The 21,366-nt window shown below is 64.4% G+C and carries 20 protein-coding genes; 11 read left to right on the top strand and 9 right to left on the bottom strand.

Going from position 1 to position 21,366, the window contains the following annotated elements:
• The first annotated feature begins 37 nt into the window (after positions 1-37).
• Complete coding sequence (locus tag B4M43_RS18880; protein WP_296268978.1) at positions 38-1,159, top strand: beta-ketoacyl-ACP synthase III; 1,122 nt, start codon at positions 38-40, stop codon at positions 1,157-1,159.
• A gap of 83 nt (positions 1,160-1,242) precedes the next feature.
• On the opposite strand, the gene B4M43_RS18875 is transcribed toward B4M43_RS18880, so the two are convergent.
• On the bottom strand, positions 1,243-2,487 hold the full coding sequence (locus tag B4M43_RS18875; RefSeq protein WP_296268977.1) for a putative porin: 1,245 nt from the start codon (positions 2,485-2,487) through the stop codon (positions 1,243-1,245).
• Between the two features lie 238 nt (positions 2,488-2,725).
• Here B4M43_RS18875 and B4M43_RS18870 point away from each other — a divergent pair, with 238 nt between their 5' ends.
• Complete coding sequence (locus tag B4M43_RS18870) at positions 2,726-3,853, top strand: GNAT family N-acetyltransferase (RefSeq protein ID WP_296268976.1); 1,128 nt, start codon at positions 2,726-2,728, stop codon at positions 3,851-3,853.
• A gap of 163 nt (positions 3,854-4,016) precedes the next feature.
• On the opposite strand, the gene B4M43_RS18865 is transcribed toward B4M43_RS18870, so the two are convergent.
• The 3 genes from B4M43_RS18865 to B4M43_RS18855 form a co-directional block, all read right to left on the bottom strand.
• Positions 4,017-5,849: an ABC transporter ATP-binding protein gene (locus tag B4M43_RS18865; protein WP_296268975.1), complete on the bottom strand. Its 1,833-nt coding sequence runs from the start codon at positions 5,847-5,849 to the stop codon at positions 4,017-4,019.
• Positions 5,850-5,911: 62 nt separating this feature from the next.
• Positions 5,912-6,469, bottom strand: coding sequence for a peptidylprolyl isomerase (locus tag B4M43_RS18860; RefSeq protein WP_296268974.1), 558 nt, complete (start codon positions 6,467-6,469; stop codon positions 5,912-5,914).
• A gap of 365 nt (positions 6,470-6,834) precedes the next feature.
• The gene (locus B4M43_RS18855) at positions 6,835-7,758 is read right to left on the bottom strand and encodes a LysR family transcriptional regulator (RefSeq protein WP_296268973.1); all 924 of its coding nucleotides are present in this window, start codon (positions 7,756-7,758) and stop codon (positions 6,835-6,837) included.
• Positions 7,759-7,805: 47 nt separating this feature from the next.
• Here B4M43_RS18855 and B4M43_RS18850 point away from each other — a divergent pair, with 47 nt between their 5' ends.
• The 6 genes from B4M43_RS18850 (at position 7,806) to B4M43_RS18825 (ending at position 12,255) form a co-directional block, all read left to right on the top strand.
• Complete coding sequence (locus tag B4M43_RS18850) at positions 7,806-8,120, top strand: 3-phosphoglycerate kinase (protein ID WP_296268972.1); 315 nt, start codon at positions 7,806-7,808, stop codon at positions 8,118-8,120.
• A 105-nt stretch (positions 8,121-8,225) separates the two neighbouring features.
• Positions 8,226-8,825 (top strand): FMN-dependent NADH-azoreductase, encoded by a 600-nt coding sequence (locus B4M43_RS18845; protein ID WP_296268971.1) that lies wholly within the window; start codon positions 8,226-8,228, stop codon positions 8,823-8,825.
• Between the two features lie 145 nt (positions 8,826-8,970).
• Positions 8,971-9,852, top strand: coding sequence for a carboxylate/amino acid/amine transporter (locus tag B4M43_RS18840; protein WP_296268970.1), 882 nt, complete (start codon positions 8,971-8,973; stop codon positions 9,850-9,852).
• A 139-nt stretch (positions 9,853-9,991) separates the two neighbouring features.
• Complete coding sequence (locus B4M43_RS18835) at positions 9,992-10,732, top strand: hypothetical protein (protein ID WP_296268969.1); 741 nt, start codon at positions 9,992-9,994, stop codon at positions 10,730-10,732.
• Between the two features lie 75 nt (positions 10,733-10,807).
• Complete coding sequence (locus B4M43_RS18830; RefSeq protein WP_296268968.1) at positions 10,808-11,059, top strand: helix-turn-helix transcriptional regulator; 252 nt, start codon at positions 10,808-10,810, stop codon at positions 11,057-11,059.
• Positions 11,056-12,255, top strand: a complete 1,200-nt coding sequence (locus tag B4M43_RS18825) for a type II toxin-antitoxin system HipA family toxin (RefSeq protein ID WP_296268967.1) — start codon at positions 11,056-11,058, stop codon at positions 12,253-12,255. Before B4M43_RS18830 ends, B4M43_RS18825 begins: the two co-directional genes overlap by 4 nt.
• Before the next feature lie 52 nt (positions 12,256-12,307).
• Here the strand turns inward: B4M43_RS18825 and B4M43_RS18820 are convergent, their stop codons facing one another.
• The gene (locus tag B4M43_RS18820) at positions 12,308-13,348 is read right to left on the bottom strand and encodes an ABC transporter substrate-binding protein (RefSeq protein ID WP_296268966.1); all 1,041 of its coding nucleotides are present in this window, start codon (positions 13,346-13,348) and stop codon (positions 12,308-12,310) included.
• 264 nt (positions 13,349-13,612) lie between these two features.
• Between B4M43_RS18820 and B4M43_RS18815 the strand changes: the two genes are divergently transcribed.
• Positions 13,613-14,530, top strand: a complete 918-nt coding sequence (locus B4M43_RS18815; protein ID WP_296268965.1) for a LysR family transcriptional regulator — start codon at positions 13,613-13,615, stop codon at positions 14,528-14,530.
• A gap of 94 nt (positions 14,531-14,624) precedes the next feature.
• On the opposite strand, the gene argE is transcribed toward B4M43_RS18815, so the two are convergent.
• Genes argE through B4M43_RS18795 form a run of 4 tightly spaced genes read right to left on the bottom strand, consistent with a single transcriptional unit; the run spans position 14,625 to position 18,196 of the window.
• On the bottom strand, positions 14,625-15,782 hold the full coding sequence (gene argE / locus B4M43_RS18810; RefSeq protein WP_296268964.1) for an acetylornithine deacetylase: 1,158 nt from the start codon (positions 15,780-15,782) through the stop codon (positions 14,625-14,627).
• Positions 15,775-16,452, bottom strand: coding sequence for a DUF1028 domain-containing protein (locus tag B4M43_RS18805; RefSeq protein ID WP_296268963.1), 678 nt, complete (start codon positions 16,450-16,452; stop codon positions 15,775-15,777). The genes argE and B4M43_RS18805 overlap by 8 nt, the downstream gene beginning before the upstream one ends.
• Positions 16,449-16,877 carry a RidA family protein gene (locus B4M43_RS18800; protein ID WP_296268962.1) on the bottom strand — a complete coding sequence of 143 codons (429 nt, stop codon included), beginning with the start codon at positions 16,875-16,877 and terminating at the stop codon, positions 16,449-16,451. The genes B4M43_RS18805 and B4M43_RS18800 overlap by 4 nt, the downstream gene beginning before the upstream one ends.
• A gap of 41 nt (positions 16,878-16,918) precedes the next feature.
• Positions 16,919-18,196 (bottom strand): flavin-containing monooxygenase, encoded by a 1,278-nt coding sequence (locus B4M43_RS18795; protein WP_296268961.1) that lies wholly within the window; start codon positions 18,194-18,196, stop codon positions 16,919-16,921.
• Positions 18,197-18,827: 631 nt separating this feature from the next.
• Between B4M43_RS18795 and B4M43_RS18790 the strand changes: the two genes are divergently transcribed.
• On the top strand, positions 18,828-19,547 hold the full coding sequence (locus B4M43_RS18790; protein WP_296268960.1) for a gluconate 2-dehydrogenase subunit 3 family protein: 720 nt from the start codon (positions 18,828-18,830) through the stop codon (positions 19,545-19,547).
• A gap of 36 nt (positions 19,548-19,583) precedes the next feature.
• Positions 19,584-21,353: a GMC family oxidoreductase gene (locus B4M43_RS18785; protein ID WP_296268959.1), complete on the top strand. Its 1,770-nt coding sequence runs from the start codon at positions 19,584-19,586 to the stop codon at positions 21,351-21,353.
• Positions 21,354-21,366 lie beyond the last annotated feature (13 nt).

The following is a 21,366-nucleotide window of genomic DNA, read 5'->3' as shown; positions in this document are numbered from 1 at the left end:
GCCCGCTTGGAGGCTGGCCCCGATTAGAGGAACCACCGTGCATAACGTCGTGATCAGCGGCACCGGCCTGTATACCCCGGCCCAGAGCATTTCCAACGAAGAGCTGGTGGAATCCTTCAATACCTGGGCGCAGCAGGCCAACCGCGAGCAGGCCGAAGCCATCGAGCGCGGCGAGGTCGAGCCGTGGCCCGAATCCAACGCCGCGTTCATCGAAAAGGCCTCGGGCATCAAGAGCCGCTACGTCATGGACAAGGCCGGCATCCTCGACCCGCAGCGCATGAAGCCGAACCTGCCCGAGCGCAGCAACGACGAGCCCTCGGTGCTGTGCGAGATGGCCGTGGCCGCTGCGCGCCAGGCGCTGGAACGCGCCGGCCGCACCGCCGCCGACGTCGACGGGGTGATCGTCGCCTGTTCCAACCTGCAACGCCCGTACCCGGCCATCGCCATCGAAGTGCAGCAGGCGCTGGGCATCCAGGGCTTCGCCTTCGACATGAACGTGGCCTGCTCCTCGGCCACCTTCGGCATCCAGACCGCCGCCAACAGCGTGCAGCTGGGCCAGGCCCGCGCGGTATTGATGGTCAACCCCGAGGTGTGCACCGGGCATCTGAACTTCCGCGACCGTGACAGCCACTTCATCTTCGGCGACGCTGCCACCGCGGTGCTGATCGAGCGCCAGGACAAAGCCACCTCGGCGCACCAGTTCGACATCGTCAGCACGCGCCTGCTGACCCAGTTCTCCAACAACATCCGCAATAACTTCGGTTTCCTCAACCGCGCTGCCGAAGGTCATGTCGCCGATGCCGACAAGCTGTTCGTGCAGGAAGGGCGCAAAGTGTTCCGCGAGGTGTGTCCGATGGTCGCCGAGCTGATCGCCGAGCACCTGAGCGAGAACGGCATGCAGCCGAGCGACGTGCAACGCTTCTGGCTGCACCAGGCCAACCTCAGCATGAACCACCTGATCGTCAAGAAGCTCTTGGGGCGCGAGGTGAGCGAGGACGAGGCGCCGGTGATCCTCGACCGCTACGCCAACACCAGTTCGGCCGGCTCGGTGATCGCCTTCCACCTTTACCAGGATGACCTGCAACCCGGCGCGCTGGGCGTGCTCAGCTCGTTCGGCGCGGGGTATTCGATCGGCAGCGTGCTGCTGCGCAAGCGCTGATGCCGCAGCGGCGGCACCGTGCGTAAAGACGAAAAACGGGAAGCGACGCTTCCCGTTTTCGTGTTGCCAGAAGGCGATGAGGCTTAGAACTTCGCTTCCAGGTCCACCTGCAACGTGTCGACGCTGGCGTTGCTGTTGGGCAGGTTGGAGTAGTCGGTCTTGGCCATCAGGTAGGCCGCGCCCAAGGAGAAGTTCTTGTCGATCTCGTAGCCGACCTTGAGCTTGTGGCCGCGCGAGCCGGTGAAGCCGTTGCCGAAGTCCGAGTCGGTGAAGGCGCTGACCACACCGTTGCGTTGCACGTCGCGGTAGTTGTAGTCCAGGCTCCAGGCGCCGAACTTGGTCTTCACGCCGGTCAGCCAGGCCTGGTCCATGCCGTCGGTGCTTTCGGTGTTCTTCACGTATTGGCCATAGGCCGACAGCGGGATGGCGAAGCCGGTGTAGTCGATCTGGCCGAAGCCTTCGACCAGCTGGAATTCGTCGGTGGTGTTGCCCAAAGCGCGCAGGAAGGCCGACGGCTTGTCGTTGTCGTAGGCGTACAAGCTGGCGCCCAAAGTGAACTTCAACGCATCGGTGGCGGCGAACTTGGTGCCCAACTGCGCGTGATATAGCTGCGCGTCGTGCTTGTACTGCACGCCGTCGCCGTCGACGTTGTCCTTGAGCGTGTAGTGGCCGGCGCTGCCGAACACTTCGGCGCCGCCCAGGTCGTGCTTGTAGGTGGCGGCCACACCTTCGGGGTTCAAGTCGCTGTCCCAGATGATGTCGCCCATGCTCACCCACGGCTGCGGCATCTTGCCGCCGATCAGGTGCAGGTTGGGGATGCCGGTGGGGTGCCAGTCGAGGTAGGCCAGGTCCACCCACAGCGATTTCTTCTCGAAGTAGTTGTCCAGACTCTGGTTGGTCGAGCGGCCGTCGGCGCTGCTGCCGGTGGCGATGCGCACGCCGGCGTCGACCTGCGGGTTGATCTCGCTGTAGAAGCCGACCCGGGCACGTACGCGCTCGCGGTCCTGGTTGTTGCTGCGGCTGATCGGGTTGTCGACGTTGACGTCTTCGTAGCGCAGGCGCACGTCGCCTTTGACTTGCGTCTTGGCGGCCCAGGCGACTTTCTGTTCGAAGGAGCTCGCACGCTCGACCTGCGCCTTCTGCGCAGCCTTTTCCTTGTTCTCGTTGGCGAGGTCAGCCTGCAATTCGCTGTATTGCGCCTGATTGATCGAGCCATTGGCCCGCAGCATGTCCAGCAGCTTGGCGTCGACGGCAGCACTGGCCGGAGTGCTCAGGGCCAGCACCAGGCCGGTCAGGCTGAATCCGGTAAGTGTAGAAACAACGCGCATACAGTTCTCCCGTTGGAAAGTGTGGGGAGGCGCGGATGCCTGCCCCGGCAAAGTTGGCAAGTTTCCGGAAAGGCCCTGGCTAGACAGGTTTCTCGGGTTCCGGAAAACAGGCGCAAGTATTGCGGGGGGTCGTGACAGAATCGTGTCCGATTGATGGCGGTGTGGTTAAGGCATGAGGGTTTGAGTCGGGGAGGGTTGTTACTGGATACTGCATCGACCTCCTGCTTGAGTAGATGCCGTGATCAGCCTGCACAGCCTTGCCCACCTGCACGACCTGCCCGCGAGCACCTGGGACGCCTTCGTCCCGAACGACCAACCGTTCTTGCGCCACGCCTTTCTGAGCGCCCTGGAAGACAGCGCCAGCGTCTGCCGGCAAACCGGTTGGGCGGCCGAGCATTTGGTGCTGGAGCGCGAGGGTGAGGTCTGCGCGCTGCTGCCGGCCTACCGCAAATGGCATTCGTTCGGCGAGTACGTGTTCGACCATGGCTGGGCCGAAGCCTGCGAACGGGCAGGCATCCCGTACTACCCCAAACTGCTCGGCGCCGTGCCCTTCAGCCCGGTCAGCGGCCCGCGCCTGCTGACCCGCAACGCGGCGGATGGGCAAATGTTGTTGCAGGCGCTGCCGGAGTACCTGAACAAAGGGCAGTTGTCGGGCGCGCACATCAACTTCACCGATCCGGCGTTCGATGGCATGTTGGCAGGGCAGGCCGATTGGCAGGAGCGCCTGGGCTGCCAGTTCCACTGGCGCAACCGGGGCTACCGCGACTTCCAGGACTTTCTCGACACCCTGACCTCACGCAAGCGCAAGCAGATGCGCAAGGAGCGCGAGCAGGTGGCCGGGCAGGGCATCGCCTTCGAGCGCTTCACCGGGACGCAGTTGAGCCAGACGCAGTGGGACTTCATCTACCGCTGCTACGCCAACACCTACGCCGTGCGCGGCCGCGCGCCGTACCTGACCCGCGCGTTCTTCAGCCTGATCGGCGAGCGCATGCCCGAGGCCATCCAGGTGGTGATCGCCCGGCAAGGCAGCCGCGATGTGGCCATGGCCTTGAGCCTGGTGGGCAGTGAGACCTTCTACGGACGTTATTGGGGATGCCTGGACGAATTCGACCGGCTGCACTTCGAAACCTGTTTCTACCAGGGTATGGAGCTGGCCATCGAACAGGGCCTGGGCCGCTTCGACGCCGGAGCCCAGGGTGAGCACAAGCTGATCCGCGGTTTCGAACCGGTCATCACTCGGTCATGGCATTACCTGCGGCATCCGGGCTTGCGCCAGGCGGTGGAGGATTTCCTGATGGAAGAGCGGGCTGGCGTCCAGGCCTATGCCGTAGAGGCCCGAACGCTGTTGCCTTATCGGGCTGAGTAGCTGCCAGCAGCGGCCGGTTCGGCGCTCCGAACGGCCGCGATGGCTTGTATGGCGGGTCTGACTCGGCTAGTGCGGCCTATCAGAGGACCGCGTTGCCTGAAAGAGGCCGGCTGCGCCGGCCCCATCCAGTGCGCAGTAGCGCGCGCCGTCCCGTCCAGACCCGTCAATCGACGCCGACGAACCCCCCCGTCTGGTGCTGCCACAACCGCGCATACAACCCTTTCTGCGCCAACAGCTCGGCATGGCTGCCGATCTCCTTGATACGCCCCTGTTCCAGCACCACCAACCGGTCCATGCGGGCGATGGTCGACAGGCGGTGGGCGATGGCGATCACGGTCTTGCCTTGCATCAAGGTCTCCAGGCTTTCCTGGATCGCCGCTTCCACCTCCGAGTCCAACGCCGAAGTGGCCTCGTCCATGATCAGGATCGGCGCGTTCTTGAGCAGCACACGGGCGATGGCGATGCGTTGGCGCTGGCCGCCGGAGAGCTTCACGCCGCGCTCGCCGACATGCGCGTCGTAACCGGTGCGGCCCTCGGCATCGGACAGCAGCGGGATGAACTCGTCGGCGCGCGCCTGGTGCACCGCTTCGCGCATCTGCGCCTCGCTGGCATCGGGCCGGCCGTACAGCAGGTTCTCGCGGATCGAGCGGTGCAGCAGCGAGGTGTCCTGGGTGATCATGCCGATCTGCGCGCGCAGGCTGTCCTGGTCGACTTCGGCGATGTCTTGCCCATCGATCAGAATCTGCCCACCGTGGATGTCGTACAGGCGCAGCAGCAGGTTGACCAACGTCGACTTGCCCGCGCCGGACGGGCCGATCAGGCCGATCTTCTCGCCGGGGCGGATGTTCAGCTCCAGCCCCTGGATGACGTTGCGCGCCTCGCCATAGTGGAAGTCCACCTGGTGGAAGTGCACCGCGCCACGGCTGACCTGCAGCGTCGGCGCATCGGGCTTGTCGCGTACGGTCACGGGCTGGGCGATGGTCTGCAGGCCGTCCTGAACGATGCCGATGTTCTCGAAGATGCCGTTGACCACCCACATGATCCAGCCCGACATGTTGACGATACGGATCACCAGGCCCGTAGCCAGTGCGATGGCACCCACGCTGATCAGCGAGTGCGCCCACAGCCACAGCGCCAGGCCCGTGGTACCGACCACCAGCAGGCCATTGAGGCTGGTGATGGCCACGTCCATGCTGGTGACCACCCGCGAGGCGAGCTGGGTCTTTTCGGTCTGCTCGCGGATCGCTTCGCGGGCGTACTGCTGCTCGTGGTCGGTGTGGGCGAACAGCTTGAGCGTGGTGATGTTGGTGTAGCCGTCGACGATGCGCCCCATCAGTTTGGAGCGGGCCTCGGAAGAGACCACCGAGCGCGATTTGACCCGCGGCACGAAATAGCACAACGCCGCGATGTAGCCGAAGATCCACGCCAACAGCGGCAGCATCAGCCGCCAATCGGCCTCGGCGAACAGCACCAGCGACGTGATGGCGTAGATCAGCACATGCCACAGCGCGTCCACTGCCTGCACCGCCGAGTCGCGCAGCGAGTTGCCGGTCTGCAGGATGCGCTGGGCGATGCGCCCGGCGAAGTCGTTCTGGAAGAAGCTCAGGCTCTGGCGCAGCACGTAGGTGTGGTTCTGCCAACGGATCAAGCTGGTCATGCCTGGGTTGATGGTCTGATGCACCAGCAGGTCGTGCAGGCCGAAGAATACCGGCCGCAGGATCAGCACCACCACCAGCATCCAGATCAGCTCGCCGCTGTGCTCGCTGAAGAAGTTGACGTTGGGCGCGCCCTGGGCCAGGTCGATGATGCGGCTGAGGAAGCTGAACATCGCCACTTCGATCAGCGAGGCGACCAGGCCGACCACCAGCAGGGCGAGAAAGCACGGCCAGACCTGGCGCATGTAGTAGAGGTAGAACGGCAGCACCCGGCTGGGCGGCGCCTCGCTCGGGGCTGCGCGGAAGATATCGATGAGGCGTTCGAAACGGCGGTACAACATGGGTTACAACACTCCTGATCATTGCGTCCGCGGTGCGGTGCACGTCCCTGTGCAGCCAGCGGTCAGTCGATGCGTTTGGCCGATTTGATGAACACCGGATCGGCCGGTACGTCGCGCATGCCTTTCTTCACGGTGGTGGGCGACTTGACGATCTGGTCGACCACGTCCATGCCCTTGGTCACCTTGCCGAACACCGCGTAGCCACTGTCACGCCCTGGGTTGAGGAAGTCGTTGTCGGCCACGTTGATGAAGAACTGGCTGGTGGCCGAGTTCGGGTTGGAGGTACGTGCCATCGACAGCGTGCCGCGGGTGTTCATCAGGCCGTTGCCGGCTTCGTTGCGGATCGGGTCGGCGGTTTCCTTCTGCACCATCTGCTCGGTGAAGCCGCCGCCCTGGACCATGAAGCCCGGAATCACGCGGTGGAAGATGGTGTTGTTGTAGAACCCCTTGTCGACGTAGCTGAGGAAGTTCTTGGTGCTGACCGGCGCCTTCTCGGCGTTGAGCTCGATTTCGACCGGGCCGAAGCTGGTGTCGAGCAGCACGTGCGGGGTCTTGTCGGAGGCCATGACGCTGGTGGCCAAGGCCAGGGAGCAGGTGGCGAGCAGTAGTTTTTTCAGCATGGGCGTGAAAGTCCTTGTAGGAAGAAGCCGCCGTCTAAAAACAAGGCGGGCAGGGTGGCAGGAATCGGGTGAACGCAGCGGCATAGCCTGCCGGGATTCTTCGACGACTGCCAGCCAGGGACGCCGAATCGGGCGGCCTATGGCGCCCGAGGTGTCGCCACGCTGGGCGACGACCACCTGCGTTCGGACATTGAGTTGGCATGAAGCGTTCCACCAGGCTCGGCGGGCGTGACCCTGTCCGCTTGCGTGCGACGCCGCGCTGTCTAGGGCTGCGGAGCGGCCTTGACCGCTCAGGCGAACAGCAGCAGCCCGGCGAAGGGTTTCTACGGACGGTGGCTTGCCTCGCTCTGTACCTGAATACCGCCTCAAGCCTGCGCGGGTGCCGCAAACGGCACATCCAGCGGCGCGGTATCGAAGTTGCGCAGCAGCTCGATGAGGATCTGCGTGGCCGGCCCCAGGCTCTTTTCCTTGCTCGAGTACAGGTAGAACAACGGGTGCCGACGCCCACCCTGATCCAGCGGCAACGGCTTGAGCACGCCGTCGCGCAGTTCGCGCTCGATCATGTGCCGCGGCAGCCAGGCGAAGCCCAGGCCGCTGCCGACGAAGGTGGCCGCCGTACCCAGGCTGCCCACCGTCCAGCGCTGTTCGGCGCCGAGCCAGCCCACGTCGCGTGGCTGCGCGCGGCCCGAGTCGCGGATCACCACTTGCAGTTGGCTTTCCAGGTCCTGGAAGGTCAGCTCGCGACCGGCGCGGTGCAGGCTGTGTTCGGGGTGGGCAACGGCGACGAACTCCACCGCGCTCAACTCGCTGCCCAGGTAGCCGCCGATGCTGTAGCTGCTGATGGCCAGGTCGGCGATGCCTTCGTGCAGCACTTCCTCGACCCCCGACAGCACTTCTTCGCGCAAGCGCACGCGGCAGCCGCGGCTCTGCGGCATGAAGGCGCTGAGCGCGCGCACCAGGCGCGCACTGGGGTAGGCCGCGTCGACCACCACCCGCACTTCGGCTTCCCAACCCTGTTCCATATGGTGGGCGAGGTCTTCGAGCTGGCTGGCCTGTTTGACCAAGTGTCGCGAGCGCCGCAGCAACACGCTGCCGGCTTCGGTCAGCACGGCCTTGCGCCCGTCGATGCGCAGCAGCGGCACGCCGAGCTGCTCCTGCATGCGCGCCACGGTGTAGCTCACCGACGACTGCGAACGGTGCAACGCGTCGGCGGCCTGGGCGAAACCGCCATGGTCGACCACAGCCTGCAAGGTCCGCCACTGGTCCAGGGTTACGCGTGGCGCTTTCATCTCGATCTCCCGATGGCCTAAGCTGCGCGCTTCGAGGAGCGCGCCCAATGAATAGATATTGTCTGGTGTTACTGAGTTGCCTGCCGCTGGCCGCCGTGGCCTATCCCATCGAGGTGGAAAAGCGGCTCGATGGCGTCAAGGTCGATGCCAGCGCTAGCGACCCCGCGCCCGACCTCGGTGCGATTACCCTGAGCAACTACGGCCAGGTGCCTGCAGCGTGCAAGGTGACCTTCCGCAATGGGCCTGAAGCTCCCCGCGTACGCCGCCTGACAGTGGAGCCCGGTCAGCGCGCGGACGCGACCATGCGCTTTCACCGCGAAGTGCTGCGGCTCCGCATCATGGTCGACTGCACACGCAAATAAGCGAAGTATTAGATAGATAGCACCCACTTTTTACGCTTTTTTATCGATCGGTCAATCAGTAATCTCGCCTCCATTGCAACGCACCCCGTTCCCGATGGAGGCCCCATGGCCCACGTACTGATCATCGAAAGCAGCGCCCGCCAGCAGGATTCCACCTCGCGGCAGCTGACCCGCGAGTTCGTCGGCCAGTGGCAGAGCGCGCACCCCGACGACGTGATCTCCCTGCGCGACCTCGCCGCCAAGCCGGTGCCGCACTTGGACGCCGATCTGCTCGGCGGCTGGACCAAGCCCGAAGCCGAACGCTCGGGTGCCGAGATCGAAGCGCTGACCCGCTCCAACATCCTCACCGACGAATTGCTCGCCGCCGACGTGCTGGTGCTGGCCGCGCCCATGTACAACTTCACCATTCCCAGCACCCTGAAGGCCTGGCTCGACCATGTGCTGCGTGCCGGCATCACCTTCAAGTACACGCCCACCGGCCCCCAGGGCCTGCTGACCGGCAAGCGCGCCATCGTACTCACGGCCCGTGGCGGCATCCATGCCGGAGCGGCCAGCGACCATCAGGAGCCCTACCTGCGCCAGGTGCTGGCCTTCATCGGCATCCACGACGTCGATTTCGTGCATGCCGAAGGCTTGAACATGAGCGGTGAGTTCCACGAAAAGGGCCTGCGCGACGCCAAGGCGCGTCTGGCCGCCGTGGCCTGAGCCTTGCGAATTCCCAAAACCTGACACCCGTTTTTGCTCCTTTGGGTGTAGCTGCCCGGCCGTGATGGTCGGGCTTTTTTATGCGCGTGTTGAACTGCCGCGGCCCAGCCGCTAAGGTCGCCGCCTTGCATTCCGAGGGGCCACCATGGGCTATCTGATCGTCGTCGCGCTGATCCAGGCGTTTTCCTTCAACCTGATCGGCGAATACCTGGCCGGCCAGGTCGACAGCTACTTCGCCGTGCTGGCCCGTGTGGTGCTGGCGGCGCTGGTGTTCCTGCCACTGACCCGCTGGCGCCAGGTCGAACCGCGTTTCATGCGCTCGCTGCTGCTGATCGGCGCGTTGCAGTACGGCATCACCTATGTGTGCCTGTACCTGAGCTTTCGTGTGCTCAGCGTGCCGGAGGTGCTGCTGTTCACCATCCTCACGCCATTGCACGTGACGCTCATCGAAGACGCCCTGAACCGGCGCTTCAACCCCTGGGCGCTGCTGGCCGCCGCCGTGGCCGTAGCGGGCGCCGCGGTGATCCGTTTCGACAGCATCAGCGGCGACTTCTTCATCGGCTTCCTGTTGCTGCAACTGGCCAACTTCACCTATGCCGCCGGCCAGGTGCTGTACCGCCACCTGGTGGCCCGCCACCCCAGCGACCTGCCGCACTACCGGCGCTTCGGCTATTTCTACCTCGGCGCCTTGCTGGTGGCCTTGCCCGGTTTTCTGCTGTTCGGCAACGCCGCGCACCTGCCGAGCACGGCAGTGCAGTGGCAGGTGCTGGCGTTCCTGGGCCTGGTGCCTACCGCGTTGGGGCTGTACTGGTGGAACAAGGGCGCTTGCCTGGTGCCCGGCGCCACACTGGCGGTGATGAACAACCTGCACGTGCCGGTGGGGCTGGTGCTGAACCTGCTGATCTGGAACCAGAGCGCGCCGCTGGGGCGGTTGTTGCTGGGCGGCGGGGTGATCCTGGCGTCGGTGTGGATGAGTCGGTTGGGGCAGCGGCCGGTCGTCATAGACGAAGTTGGCCAAAGGCGATAACACCGGGCAGCGGAAGCGGGTTAGAGGGCTTACACCCCGCCTACACACGCCCCGGTGCACTAGAGGGCGATGCTTGCGGTCGAAACGAGCGCGTTCGAGGCCGCTCGCGCCCCCATGATCCAAGACAGGAGTTGATTCGATGACCCAGGACACATCCGTGGACTACACCCGCATCCCAACCGGCATGTCGCCCTTTCCCAGCGCCGAGGCCGTATTCGTACCGGACCAGCTCGATCTGGCCGAGCACCTCCACCCCTTGTTCAGCCTGGACATCGCCACGCTGAACCCGGAGTGGTCGGGCGTGCTGCACATGCTCAGCCCACTGGAGCCCTACGAGGGCCTGGTCGGTGAACACACCGAATGGGAGGGTTTCCACGGCGACCTGCTCAAGACCAACTGGATCGGCTTCAAGGTGGAAGAGGGCCGCTATCGCCTGTGCGGCGATCCGCGCTATTTCTTCCTGCACCGCGACAACGGCCCGCAGCACGCGCAGTCGCCCGAACTCAAGGCCGAGCTGGAGCAGCATTACGCCGATCAGCACCAGTCTTATGCCGCCACCGTACAGGCGTTCCGTGCCAGCGGCACGTTACGGCGTTTGGAATGGCCGGACTCGGAACCCCAGGAGTTCGTCATGCAACTGGGCGGCGACGTGGACGGCTGCGCCAACTGGGTCGAAACCGTCGAGTTTCCCATGCACATCGTCGAGGCCGACGACGACAGCGGCGACTCGGCCGTCTACCCCTTAAGCCCCGCCGGCCGGCGCTTCCTGCACATCGCCAGCGTGCCGGGCTGGCATTACCGCACCCAGGGCGCGGACACCATCCTGATGTTCTACGAGCCGGTGGAAGGGTTGGTGTTGTTTACGTTTGACTACAGTTGACATGCGATCCAATACACAGAAATCACTGTGTTATGCTAGCGTTACTTAATTAGTGGGATGTTAGCTAGGTGTAACATGAGTCATGAGCTTATCGCTGAGCGTCTGGGACGAAGCATCGCGCTCATGCGTAAACGTCGTGGGTTGAGCAAGGTTGAATTGGCCCGAACGCTAGGCATTACTCGTCAGAAAGTAGCTGAAATCGAAAAAGGGCAATTGACGGTTGCCATGTCTTATTACTGCTTAGCGTTGAGCGCTTTGGGCTGCGAACTCGAGGTCGTGCCCAAACGCCTGCCTACTTTGGAAGAACTTCAGGACGTCTTTGCATGATCGACGAACTCCAGGTGTTCACGCCCGAGGGCGAAGCGGGTCGCCTTTTCACTGCACGCTCGGGCGACTATGTATTTCGATACGAGCGGGGAGAAGGCACTACGCCAGTCAGTCTCGTCATGCCCACGCGACGTGAGGAATACCGACACCGGTCGTTGCATCCTCTTTTTCAAATGAACCTGCCCGAAGGTTATCTGCTTGAGCAGCTCAAATATCGGCTAGCCAAGGTGGCCAAGCTTGATCCCATGCTGCTGCTCGCGCTGTCGGGGGGCAATTCTCCGATAGGGCGGGTCGGTATTCGTTCTGCCGAGGTCCAACGGTTGGTCAACGAGCATGCGGCCCCGAGTAGAGGCGAGCGTCTGGCTGAAATCCTCACGTGGGACGGTACCGAAGACTTATTCATGGAATTGGCCGACCGCTACATCCTGCGATCAGGCATTTCTGGAGTTCAGCCCAAACTCTTAGTGCCTGAGGTTCTGGAGGCATCGAACAAGGCGACCGCAGTGACGGCTGAGTTGATCGTGAAGAGTGGCAGGGATGCCTTTCCGCATCTGGCCATCAACGAGTTTCTGTGCATGAGCATCGCCAGTACCGCCGGTATTCCAACGCCGCCATTCTACCTTTCGGACGATAAGCACCTGTTCGTGATGCGGCGCTTCGATCGAACGGAGCAGCTCGCGCCTATGGGGTTCGAGGACATGGCTGTGTTGATGGGAGTGGGCACTGAGCAGAAGTACAGTAAGAGCTATGAATTGATCGCAAAAGCCATCGAATTGTTCGTAGCGCTCGACCAGCGAACCGATAGTCTGAACCAACTGTTCGATATGGTCGCACTGAGCTGCATCGTCGGTAATGGGGATGCTCATTTGAAAAACTTTGGCGTGTTGTACGGTACGCCATCCGGCAGTGATGCGGTGCTCGCACCTGCGTATGACATCGTCAACACGACGGCCTATCTGCCGGATGATTCGCTGGCGCTGACACTGAACAACCAGAAGTCGTTCTTTGCCTCGCGGCTGCATCTGCTGGATTTTGGCCGTCGCTGCAAGGTGGACAACCCACGTGAGCGTATTCGAGAGATCTTGCAGGCAGTCGAAGGAACCTTGATGCACGAGCAAGAGCTTGTCGAGCTCGCGCCTCAGGTAGCACGGGCAATCAAAGCCAGCGCCGAGCCCTTCGAAGTCGTCTTCGCCTGATCCATTCGGGTAGAATCAAGTAAGCCTGTTTATCTTCCTCCACTTCAGGCGATCAACGCGCCGCCCACGCATTGAACCGCTCCTCCAGCTCCTCGCCATGGTCGACCCAGAACTCGGCATCCACCAACTGCGCCTGGGCCAGGTTTTCCGGCGCGGTGGGCAGTTGCCGTTGCACGTCGGCAGGCAGTTTGGCCAGGGCGTCCTGGCGGATCGGGCCGTAAGGGATCTGGGTCGAGAACGCCTGCTGCGCATCGGCTTGGCTGGCGAAGCGGATGAAGGTTTCGGCCAGGGCCTTGTTCGGGCTGCCGCGCACGATGGCCCAGTGGTCAGGGTCGTACAGGCTGCCCGGCCAGACGATCGACAGCGCCGAACCTTCCTTCTGCGCCGAGGCGATACGCCCGTTGTAGGCCGCCGACATCACCACATCGCCCGCCACCAGCCACTGCGCGGGTTGCGCGCCGGCTTCCCACCACTGGATGCTGGACTTGATCTGGTCGAGCTTCTTGAACGCGCGGTCCACGCCTTCGGGGGTGGCCAGCACCTTGTACAGGTCTTCACGCGCTACGCCGTCGGCCAGCAGCGCCACTTCCAGGGTGTACTTGGCGCCTTTGCGCAGGCCGCGCTTGCCGGGGAAACGCTGGGTGTCCCAGAAGTCGGCCCAGGAGGCGGGGCCTTGCTTGAGCTTCTGCGGGTTGTAGGCCAACACCATCGACCACACATAGCTGGCCACGCCGCATTCGCTCACGGTGCCGGGCAGGAAGGTCGAGGCCTCACCGACGATCGACGGGTCCAGGCGCTCGAACAGCCCCGACTCGCAGCCGCGGATCAGCTCGGGGCTCTCCACCTCGACCACGTCCCAGGACACATGGCCCACATCGACCATGGCCTTGATCTTCGACAGTTCGCCGTTGTACTCACCGGCCACGATCTTGCCCGCGCCGCTCTGCTCGAAGGGTTTGAAATAGGCGTTCTGCTGCGCGACCTTGGTCGCGCCGCCAAAGGAGATCACGGTCAGGCTGGAGGAATCGGCGACAGCCTGCAGGCTGGCGGCAGCCAGCAACGCAAGGCCCAGAGACGCGGTACGAGTACGCATGGAAACTCCCTCATTACATGTGGTTGTGATTATTCAGAGGCAGTAAGGGGTGCTGCACGCGGCGGGTCGCCAGTGGCGCCCGACGCTGTTCTTGTCAGGGATGAACCGATGGTGCGCCACTGCGGGCTGCGGGAAAACGATTAAAAATATGCTTCGGCCCCATGAAAAAGCTCTCCAAGGTGTTAGGCCCTTTGCGCTACTGTGCAGGTCGGCTTTCCCTGCTGGCGCACGGCCACTCCGGCCTGCCGGCCCAACGAGGTGCCCGTGGCTGCCTACACCTTGCGGCAATTGAAGTATTTCGTGACTACCGTCGAGGCCGGCAGCGTGGCCGAGGCTTCGCGCCAGCTCTACATCGCCCAGCCGTCGATCGCCACGGCCATCAAGAACCTGGAAGGCAGCTTCAACGTCCAGCTGTTCATCCGCCACCATGCCCAGGGCGTGTCGCTGACCCCCAGTGGCAAGCGCTTCTACCACAAGGCTCGCGAGCTGCTGCGCATCGCCCACGAGTTCGAACAGAACGCCCTGGCCGACAACGAGGTGATGAGCGGGCAGATCGACATCGGCTGCTTCGAGACCGTGGCACCGCTGTACCTGCCGCAACTGATCGCAGGTTTCAGCAAGCAGTACCCCGGTGTGGACATCCGCCTGCGCGACGGCGACCAGCAGGAGCTGGTCCAGGGCCTGACCGCCGGTGCCTTCGACGTGGCTTTCCTCTACGACCACGAGCTGGACAACACCATCGAGACCGAGCCCCTGATGCCGGCGCAGAAGCCCTACGTGCTGCTGCCGGCCAACCACCGCTATGCCGGCCAGCGCGAAGTGTCGCTGCGCGACCTGGTGCGCGAGCCGATGATCCTGCTCGACGTGCTGCCAAGCCGCACCTACTTCGTCAGCCTGTTCCACGAACTGGGCCTGACACCGAACATCGTCTTCGGCTCGCCGTCGATCGAGATGGTGCGCGGCATGGTGGGCCAGGGCTTCGGCTTTTCCCTGCTGGTGACGCGGCCGTTTTCCAGCCACACCTACGACGGGCAGAGCCTGGTCACCCTTGACATCGCCGAGCCGGTCACGCCCTCGGGGCTGGTCAGCGCGCGCCTGAGCAAAGGGCAGCTGACCAAGCCGGCGCAGGCCTTCGTCGACTATTGCCGCGAGCGGCTGACGGCGCTGAGTCAGGCCGACTGAGTAATGCCTGTCAGTTAAGCGGGAGTGGTGTCACTTAGGGCCGCAAAGCGGCCCCGATTGCTTAACTGCTAGGCATCAGGCCGACTGAGCGCGCTTAGCAGTGCAGGTGGTCGGCCAGGCGCTTGAGCATGGCGTCGCAGCCATCGAGCTGTTCCAAGGTGACGAACTCGTCCGGCTTGTGCCCTTGCGCCATGCTTCCCGGCCCGCAGACCACGGTCGGAATGCCGGCTTCGTCGAACAGCCCGCCCTCGGTGCCGAACGCCACGGTGGTGAAAGCATCCGAGCCGCACAGATACGCCAGCAACTGCGCCGCCTCGCTGTTGGCCGCAGTCGCCAGCCCAGGGTAGGCGCTGAGCGGTTGCAGGCGGATGCCCGTGCTCGGGTCGACCGCGTGCATGCGCGGCAGTAGCCGTTGCTCGGCGTAGGTTTGCAGACCGTCCACCACCTGCTGGGCATCGAAACCAGGCAGAGTGCGCACCTCGAAATCGAAAGCGCATTCGGCCGGCACGATGTTCAGCGCACGGCCGCCGTGGATGACGCCGGTCTGCACCGTGGAATAGGGCGGGTCGAAGCGTGTGTCGTGGTGTTCAGGCGCGGCCAGCGCCTCGCCCAGGTCGCCCAGATGGCCGATCAGCCGCGCGGCGTATTCGATGGCGTTCACGCCCGAGGGCGCATGGGCCGAGTGGCAGGCCAGACCCTGCACCTCGCAGCGCATGGCCAGCTTGCCCTTGTGGCCGAGCACCGGTTGCAGCTCGCTGGGTTCGCCGATCAGGCACAGGCCCGGCTTGTGCGGGCGCTGGCCGAGCGCGGCGAGCATCGGCCGCACGCCCAGGCAACCCACTTCTTCGTCGTAGGAAAACGCCAGGTGCACCGGGCTGCGCAGCGGCTTGGCCAGCAGTCGTGGCACGGCGGCCAGCACGCAGGCGATGAAGCCCTTCATGTCAGCGGTACCGCGGCCGTACAAGCGGCCATCGGCCTCGGTCATTTCGAACGGCGGCACCGACCAGGCTTGGCCGTCCACGGGCACCACGTCGGTGTGGCCCGAGAGCACGATGCCGCCGGCGATGTCCGGCCCCAAGGTGGCGAACAGGCTGGCCTTGTCGCCGGCCTCATTGAACAGCAGCTCGGCTTCGATGCCATGGCCGGCCAGGTACTGGTCGATGAACTCGATCAGCGCCAGGTTCGAATCGCGGCTGACGGTGGCGAACCCCACCAGGTGCGCGAGCAGCGCGCGGCTGCTGTGCTCACTCATCGCCCGGCACGCCGTAGGTGGGCGCAGCGGTGGGGTCGAGCGCGCGGGTCAGGTAATCCTGCATCTGCGGTTGGTAGGCGCGCCACAGCCCGTCGAGCTGGCCGATGGGGTCGTGTTCGGCCCAGTCCACGCGCAGGTCGACGATCGGCCAGACCAGATCGCCGGCGATCTTGAGCGCCGCCGAGTGCACCGGGCCCGCTTCGCCACCGGCGGCCATCGCCGCGTGCATGGCCGCCAGCAGCCGATCGGCCAGCGCGCCTGGGGCCTGCTCGAACGCCTCGACCATGGCCTGGATCACCTCGGGACCGGCCAGCAGGTTGCCCGCCGCCGCGCATTGTTCGCCCTGCACGGCGTTGAAGATGCCCAGCGCCTGCTGCCCGCTGAACAGTGCCACCCGGCCTTGGTCGTCGATCACCGTCACTTGTCGGTACTGGCTCCAGCCGTTCGCGTTCAAGGCACGGTCTAACGCCTGTTGCGGAGTGAGCGACTGGTGTTCGAGCAGGTCGAGGATTTGCGGGCCGAGCGCGGGCAAGGTGACGTTCTGCGTCGATACCGCGCCGACCCCTGCGCGCACCCAAGGGCAGCGTGCGCCGACGGCGATGCTCGACGAGCTGATGGCGATGCCCAGTTGGCCGGTCTCGGCGCAGCGGCCGATGATCGAGAAGGTCATGGGCGCGCGTCCTCCGCTTCGGGGATCACCGCGATCACGTCGATTTCCATCAGCCACTGCGGTTGCCCCAGGGCCGAGACCACCAGCCCGGTGGAAATCGGATACACGCCGCGCAGCCATTTGCCCACCACTTGATACACCGGTTCGCGGTAGCGCGGGTCGATCAGATAAGTGGTGGTCTTGACGATGTGCGACAGGTCGCTACCGGCCTCTTCGAGCAGTTGCTTGACGTTCTTCATGGCCTGCTCGGCCTGTGCCGCGGCATCGCCCAGGCCCACCAGGTTGCCGTCGAAGTCGGTGCCGACCTGGCCGCGCACGTACACGGTGTTGCCGGCGCGTACGGCCTGGCACAGGTCGTTGTCCAGGGATTGGTTGGGGTAGGTGGTCTTGGTGTTGAACATGCGGATGCGGGTATGGGTGGGCATCGAAAGCTCCTCGAATTCGGTGGGAAAGAATGGCAACCGGGTCAGAGACCGGCCTGACGCTGCGCGGCATCGCGGTAGGCGCCGTAGCTGCGTTGCGTGGCGATGTGCCCGGCCACGTGCTTGGCGTCGTGCCAGACCCCCCAGATGAAGCTCGACCCGCGCCGCGACAGCCACGGCAACCCGAGGAAATACACCCCCGGCTCGCTGGACACGCCACGCTGATGCTTAGGCTTGCCTTTGTCGTCGAAGGCGTCCACGTGCAGCCAGCTGTAGTCCGTCGAATAGCCCGTGGCCCAGATCACGCTAGTGATGCCGGCTTCGCGCAGGTCCAGGCTGAGGATCGGCTCGGTGACGCAGGCCGGGTCCGGATAACGGTGGCGCGCCTGGGGTTCTTCCGGCAGGTCCAGGCCGTGGCGCGCGATGTAGGCGTCGGCGGCGTCGAGCACGGCCAGATAGTTGGCATCGCCTGCGGCCAGGTTGGCGGCAAGGTCCGGTTGGAAGGTCACCACACCGTCGTCGAAGGATTTCGTCAGCCCGACCAGGGTCATGCCCTCATGGGCCAGGGCGCGGAAGTCCACGGTGTTGCCGCCGCGGGCGCCGCTGACGGCGATGGTCACGTGTTCGCGGCCCTGGCGCGGGGTTTCCGCATCCCACTCGCCGAGTACCCCCAGCCACCAGCAGAAGTCGCGGTTGCGGTAGCGTCGTGGCGGGCGGTCGTGGGCGCCGACCGAGAGGTACACCTGCTTGCCGGCGCGTTGCAGTTCGTCGGCGATCTGCGTGCCCGACGAGCCTGCGCCTACCACCAGCACTGCGCCTTCGGGAAGTTGCTCGGGGTTGAAGTAGTCGGCCGAATGAATCTGGTACAGCGCCGGGTCTTGCGGCGCGATGGGCGGAATCACCGCCTTCTGGAACGGTCCGGTGGCGACCACGATGCGTTGCGCCTCGATCACCCCGTCGCTGGTGTCCACCCGGAAGCCGCTGCGGCCCGCATTGCGCACCACCCGCGTGACGTCCACGCCGGTGCGCACCGGCACGTCGAACTTCTTCACATAGGCTTCGAAGTAGTCGGCCACGCGGTCTTTGCCGGCGAAGGCGTCCGGGTCCAGCTCCTCGAAGTCCAGCCCCGGAAAGCGGTCGTGCCATACCGGCCCGTTGGCTACCAAGGAATCCCAGCGCCCGCTGCGCCAGGCCTCGGCGATGCGCTTGCGCTCGAGCACCAGATGCGGCACGCCCTGGGCGCTCAGGTGTTCGCTGGCGGCGATGCCGGCTTGGCCGGCACCGATGACCAGTGTGTCGATGGATGTGGGGTGTGCGGGCATGGGGGTGTCCTTCAAGCGGGTCGTGGGGAGCGGTCGGTTACATCGTCAGGCCGCTGCGTGGTCCCTGTAGCGAAAAGGCCGCGGAGCAGATGTGGACTCATAGTGAGGAGAAGGGCGGGGAAGCGAAACGATGATTTTTGTGGTGGCTGGAGAGGAAAAAGATGGAGGCGGATGCGGTTAAAGGCGATAGGCCGGTCGAGTCTGGAAAGAATCTCCCCCGTTATTGGCAATCTCTTGAAACGATTGGCCGCCAGCACCGTTCTGACCACTAGCGCCAAAAAACTGGCCACCAGCCAGCAGCGCGTGATGTTTGAGCCTGCCCGGGCAAAAAACGATTCGAAAGCTCAGAAATCTCCTGCGACAAATCGCCTGTTGACGACTAAAGGCAATTTGAAGTTACGGGGTATTGAGTAGGCTGCTATCATTCCACCCCCGTGTACCGAGCCGCACCCCATGACACTGGCCCAGACCCGTGCATGCCCGATGTCGCCGCTTCCCGATCGCCCAGCAAAACGCGACAAGACCGCCACAGACGCCTCAAGGGCGCAGGCCAGGTTCCAGGCAGCCAGCGCATCCCCAGACAGGGCAGGGTAGCCACTCGGTTCGTTGTGATTAGCCATAGGTGCTTTGCATGTTATTAGCCACACAAACCTCGAGGAGGAAGTTCCTGCTGTCCTCCCTGATCGCCTTGCCCGCCATGGGCATCGCCGTCAAAGGGCTGTCCGCTGCGGCCGCCGCCGAACTGGCCGCGCCGAGCCTGGACGGTTATAAGCCGACTTTCTTCACGCCTGCCGAATGGACCCTGGTCCTGGCCGCCTGCGACCGCCTGATCCCCGGTGGTGGCCGTGGCCCCGGCGCGCTGGAAACCAACGTGCCGATCTTCATCGACCAACAGTTGGCCGGTGACCTGGGCAGCGAGGTGTACCTGGAAGGGCCGTTCGACCTCAACGCGCCGCCGACCTTGGGCTACCAATTGCCCTACACCATCCAGCAGATCTACCAGAAGGGCATCGCAGCGTTCGACGCCTGGTGCCAGAAGGCCTACGGCGAGCACTTCGCGCTGCTCGATCTGGCCAAGCGCGACGACGCCCTGAAGAAGCTGCAAAGCGGCGAAGCCGACTTCGCCGCCTCCGGCGAAAGCGTGCTCAACGGCAAGCTGTTCTTCAACGAACTGCTCAACCACACGCGTCAGGGCTGGCTGGCCGACCCCATCTACGGCGGCAACAAGGGCATGAAATCCTGGATCGCCATCGGCTTTCCCGGCGCCCGCGCCAGCTACCTGGAATGGGTCGCGCAGCATAACGTCCCGTACCCCCTCAGCCCGGTCAGCCTGACCGGTCAGCGCGGTTGAACCCTTCGCCCAGCGACACAGCATTCAAGGTTACCCATGTCAAACATCACCAATGAGGAAGTCGATGTCGTCGTGGTCGGTCTCGGTTGGACCGGCTCGCTGATGAGCATCGAACTGGCGCAGGCGGGCCTGCGGGTACGCGCCCTGGAGCGCGGCGAAGACCGCAGCAACGCCGATTTCACCTACCCCAAGCCTGCCGACCAATACGCCTACGCCGTGCGCAACAAAGTCATGGTCACACCCAAGGACGCGGCCCTGAGCGTGCGCCACAGCATGACCGGCACCGCGCTGCCGACCCGCCAATGGGGCGCCTTCGTGCCCGGCACTGGCGTGGGCGGCTCGGGCCTGCACTGGACCGGCGTGCTGATCCGCCCGACGCCCACCGACCTCAAGCTCAAGACCTACGCCGACCAGGCCTACGGCCCCGGCGTGCTGCCGGGCAACATGACCATCGGCGACTTCCCCTTCACCTGGGACGAGATCGAGCCCTACCTCGACAAGTTCGACAAGATCTGCGGCCTGTCGGCCAACACCGGCAACCTGCGCGGGCAGATCATGCCCGGCGGCGACCCGTTCGAAGGCCCGCGCTCCAACCCGTGCCCGCTGCCGGCGCTGGAAGACACGCTGAACAACACGATGTTCGCCGATGCGGCGCGCAAGCTCGGCTACCACCCGTTCCCCAACCCCTCGGCGAACGTTTCGCGGGCCTGGAAGAACCCCTACGGCAACCAGATCGCGCCCTGCAACTACTGCGGCTATTGCAGCAAATATCCGTGCCTGAACTTCTCCAAGGCCTCGCCGCAAACCGCGGTGATGGACGCGCTCAAGCGCATGGAGAACTTCGACTACAAGGTCAACGCCAACGTCCTCAAGGTCGAACTGCACCCCGACGGCAAGACCGCCAAAGGCGTGACCTACGCCGACGCCGACGGCAACACCGTGTTCCAGCCGGCCAAGATCGTCGTGCTCGCGGGCTTCCAATTCGTCAACGTGCGTCTGATGCTGCTCTCGGGCATCGGCAAGCCGTACGATCCGGTCTCCAACACCGGCACCATCGGCCGCAACTACGCGTACCTCAGCGTCGGCGGCACCACGCTGTTCTTCAAGGACAAGCAGTTCAACCCCTTCGCCACCGCCGGCGCCACGGGGCAGATGTTCAACGACATCTCGCCCGGCAACTTCGACGGCCCGGCGCTGGGCATCATCGGCGGCGCCAAGATCCACAGCTCCCAGGCCACCGGCACGCCCATCGGCACGTCCCTGCCGGCTGGCACCCCGGAATGGGGCCAAGGCTGGAAGGACGGCATGCAGGACTGGTACGGCCACTCGATGAAGGTCAGCATCTCCACCGGCTGCATGTCGTACCGCGAGCACTACGTCGACCTCGACCCGACCTACAAAGACCCGTGGGGCCTGCCGCTGCTGCGCATCACCTTCGACTGGAAGCCCAACGAACTGCGCCTGCAACAGCACCTGCGCGGCATCGTGCAGAACATCACCAAAGAGCTGAACCCGGACAGCTACAGCGAAAGCTACCTGGGGATGGACTCGCACTGGGACATCACCAAGTACGTCTCCACCCACAACGTGGGCGGCGCGATCATGGGTGAGTCGCCGGAAACCAGCGCGCTCAACCGCTACCTGCAGAGCTGGGACGTGCACAACGTCTTCGTGCCCGGCGGCAACGCCTTCCCGCAGAACTTCCAGGCCAACCCCACCGCGCTGATCGGCGCGATTACCCTGTTCGCGGCCCAGGCCATCAAAGATCAGTACCTGAAGAACCCCGGCCCGCTGGTGCAGGCGTGAGGAACGAGACGAT

This window comes from Pseudomonas sp. UBA6562 (genome assembly GCF_002434265.1).
In the GTDB taxonomy this organism is placed as follows: domain Bacteria; phylum Pseudomonadota; class Gammaproteobacteria; order Pseudomonadales; family Pseudomonadaceae; genus Aquipseudomonas.
Note: the sequence above shows the minus strand (reverse complement) of the source record. Positions and strands in the feature narration are given on the sequence as shown.